1 protein-coding gene is annotated in these 3,958 nt (G+C 68.3%); it reads left to right on the top strand.

All coding sequences use genetic code 11. The features are described from left to right. The coding region (locus G4D83_RS45040) for a non-ribosomal peptide synthetase (protein WP_163871140.1) at positions 1 to 3,958 on the top strand (3,958 nt) is incomplete at both ends.

Below are 3,958 nucleotides of genomic sequence, written 5' to 3' on the forward strand. Positions count from 1 at the left end.
CCCCGCGAGCAGGGACGGAAGCGAAGCTGGCGGAGGTCTTCGCGGAGGTGCTGGGCGCGAAGCGGGTGGGGAGGAAGGACGACTTCTTCGAGCTGGGAGGACACTCACTGCTGGCGACGCAGGTGGTGGCGAGGGTGCGTGCGCTGACAGGTGTGGACGTCCCGTTGCGCACGCTCTTCGAGGCACCCACCGTCGAAGCCCTGGCCGCGCGCATCGACTCCTCGCGCGAAGCAGGTCCGTCGTCCGAGGCGTTTCCCTTGGTCGCGCTGCCGCGCACGGGGATGCCCCCGTTGTCCTTCGCGCAGCAGCGACTGTGGTTCTTCGACCAGCTCTCTCCGGGCAGCGCGGCCTACAACATCCCCATCCACCTTCGACTCGAAGGGGCGCTGAACTTCGATGCCCTCCACCGCGCGTTCTCCGCACTGGTGGCTCGGCATGAGGCGCTGCGCACCACCTTCGCCCTGAATGAGGGCGAGCCCGTTCAGGTCATCCATCCATCCACGGACTTCCCGCTCACGATTGAAGACCTCGGTGGACTGACCGGGTCGGCGCAAGAGGCCGAGGTGCGCCGTCGAGCCGTCGAGGATTCGCTGCGCCCGTTCGACCTGGGACAGAAGTGGCTCATGCGAGCCACGTTGTCGCGGCTGGAGCCCGAGGTGCACGTGCTCTCGCTGGTGATGCACCACATCATCGCGGATGGCTGGTCCCTCGGTGTTTTGGTGCGCGAACTGAGCGCGCTCTATGTCGCATTCTCCGAGGGCCGTGAGTCACCGCTCGCCGCGCTCCCCGTGCAGTACGCGGACTACGCACGCTGGCAGCGCGAATGGCTGAGTGGCGCGCGACTGGAAGCGCAGCTCGACGGCTGGCGCAAGCGTCTGGCGGGAGCACCTCCCCATCTCGAACTGCCCACGGATGGTCCGAGGCCCGCGATTCAGTCCCACCGTGGCGCCACGGTGCCGGTGCGGCTTTCGAGGGAGCTGAGCGACGCCATCGGGACACTGGCCCGCGCGGAGGGGGCCACGCCCTTCATGGTGTTGCTCGCGGCGTTCCAGGTGTTGTTGTCGCGCTATTCGGGGCAGGAGGACGTCAGCGTGGGTTCGCCCATCGCGGGACGGAGGTACGCGGAGACGGAGGGCCTCATCGGCTTCTTCGTCAACACGCTGGTCCTGCGAGCCCAGTCGCGGCCTCGGGACACGTTCCGCGAGCTGCTGGCCCAGGTGCGGGAGACCACGCTGGGGGCCTACGAGCACCAGGACCTTCCGTTCGAGAAGCTGGTGGAAGCGCTCCACCCCGTGCGCGACTTGAGTCGCACCGCGCTGTTCCAGGTCCTCTTTGTTCTTCAGAACGCGCCGGTGGAGGCCCTGGCGCTGCCCGCGCTGTCGCTGAAGCCGCTGGCCACCGAGGGCACGGAGTCCGCGCGCTTCGAGCTGTCGCTGAACCTGAGTGAGACGGTGGAGGGTTTCGCGGGGACGCTGCTGTTCAACTCGGACCTGTTCCTGGCGTCCACGGCGGCTCGCATGGTCTCCCACCTTCAGGTCCTGCTGGAGTCCATCACCGCGAACCCTGAGCAGCGCCTCTCCGCGCTGCCGCTGATGACCGCCTCCGAGCGTCGACACCTCCTGGAGGACTGGGCCACCACGGCCGTGGACGCCCCGTTCGAAGCCGCGTTGCTGCACCAGTTCATCGAACGGCAGGTGGCGCGGACACCGGATGCGCCGGCCGTGCGCTGCGAGGAGGCGGTGCTCTCGTATCGGCAGCTCGATGCTCGGGCGAATCAGCTCGCGCATCATCTGCGGGCCTTGGGCGTGGGACCGGATGTCCCTGTTGCGCTGTGCCTGGACCGGAGTGTGGAGCTGGTGGTCGCGTTGCTGGGGGTCCTGAAGGCAGGTGGCGCGTATGTGCCGCTGGAGCCGTCGCAGCCAGCGACGCGCCTGTGTCTGATGGTGGAAGAGGTCGCGGCGCCCGTGGTGGTGACGGAGTCACGTCATGCGGCCTTGTTCCAGGCCTGTGCGGCGCGGTGCGTACAACTGGACACGGAGGCCGAGCAGCTCGCCCTCCAGCGAGTGGACGCCCCGGACAGGAGAGGGACCGCGGAGAATCTGGCGTACGTGTTGTTCACGTCGGGGAGCACGGGGCGCCCGAAGGGCGTGGCCGTATCGCATGGGGCGCTCGTCAACTACGTCCAGGCGGCGACGGAGCGGTTGCGGTTGCGCGAGTGCACCAGCTTCGCGCTGGTGTCCACGTTCGGCGCCGACCTGGGGAACACGGTGTTGTTCCCCGCGCTGTGCACGGGTGGGGTGCTGCATGTGCTCACCGCGGAGCGCGCGGGAAATCCCGTCGGGGTCGCGGAGTACTTCGAGCGTCACGGCGTGGACTGCGTGAAGATCGTCCCCGCGCATCTCTCCGCGCTGTTGACGGCGCCGGACCCGGCTCGAGTGCTTCCGCGCAAGCGATTGGTGCTGGGTGGCGAGTCCTCCACCTGGACGTTGCTGGAACAGGTGAGCGCGCTGGCTCCCGAGTGCGAGGTGTTCAATCACTACGGCCCCACGGAGACGACGGTGGGGGTGCTCGCAGGCGGGGTTGCGACCTCTTCGCCGCGTGCGCGCACGGATGCGAATCCGTCGACACGACTGGCCACGGTGCCACTCGGGCGTCCCCTGGCGAATGCTCGGGTGTATGTGCTCGACGACGAGCTGCAGCCGGTGCCGGCCGGTGTTCCGGGGGAGCTGTTCATCGGAGGAGCGCAAGTCGCGCGTGGCTACCTGTCGCGTGCCGAGCTGACGGCGGAGCGGTTTGGTCCAGACCCGTTCAGTGTGATGCCGGGGGCTCGGATGTACCGCACGGGGGACCGTGTGCGGTGGCTCGCGGATGGGCGCGTGGAGTTCCTCGGCCGCTCGGACTTCCAGGTGAAGGTGCGCGGCTTCCGGGTGGAGCCGGGAGAAGTGGCCGCGGTCCTGCGCGAGCATCATTCGGTGCGCGATGCGGTGGTGGTGGCGCGTGAGGACATGCCTGGAGACCGGCGCCTCGTCGCGTATGTCGTCTCGCGTTCCGGGCAGGCCGCGGAGGTGGCTGCCTTGCGAGGGTTCATCCAGGAGAGATTGCCGGCGCACATGGTGCCCGCGGCCTTCATGTGGCTGGACGTGTTGCCGCTGACGCCGAACGGAAAGCTGGATCGTCGAGCGCTGCCAGTGCCCGAGACTGGGGCCGTGGTGTCGGGTGATGCGCACGTCCCGCCCGCGACGCCGATGGAGGAGGCGCTGGCTTCCATCTGGGCGGAGGTCTTGCGAGTCGAGCGGGTGGGTCGACACGACGACTTCTTCGCCTTGGGTGGGCATTCGCTCGTCGCGACGCAGGTGGTGGCTCGGCTCCGTGCGTCGCTCGGAGTGGAAGTGCCTTTGCGAGCGCTGTTCGAGGCGCCCACACTGGAGTCGTTGGCGCGGAAGGTGGACCAGGTCGCGCGAGCCGTCTCGTTGCCCGCGCTGCGGCCTTCACCTCGGCGGAGTGTGCTGCCGTTGTCCTTCGCGCAGCAGCGACTGTGGTTCCTTGATCGACTCGAACCCGGGGGCGTCGCGTACAACGTTCCGACCGCGCTCCGGTTGGATGGACCGCTCGATGTGGAGGCGCTGGAGCGAGCCTTCGCGGAAGTGGTGCGTCGTCACGAGAGCCTGCGCACCTGCTTCCCAGACGAGGGTGGCGTTCCTGTCCAGGTCATCCAGCCTCCGACGGCGTTCCAGCTCCGGCGAGTCGAACAGCCCAAGGATGAGGCCACGCTGTTGCGCTGGGTGAGCGAGGAGGTCGCGAGGCCTTTCGACCTGACGCGAGGCCCGCTGCTGCGAGTGACGCTGGTGAGGTTGTCAGCGGAGTCGCACGTGCTGGTGGTGGTGCTGCACCACATCGTGTCGGACGGGTGGTCGACAGAGGTGTTGGTGAGGGAGGTGGCGGCACTCTACGAGGCGTA

Source organism: Myxococcus eversor, from assembly GCF_010894455.1.
Classification (GTDB): Bacteria; Myxococcota; Myxococcia; order Myxococcales; family Myxococcaceae; genus Myxococcus; species Myxococcus eversor.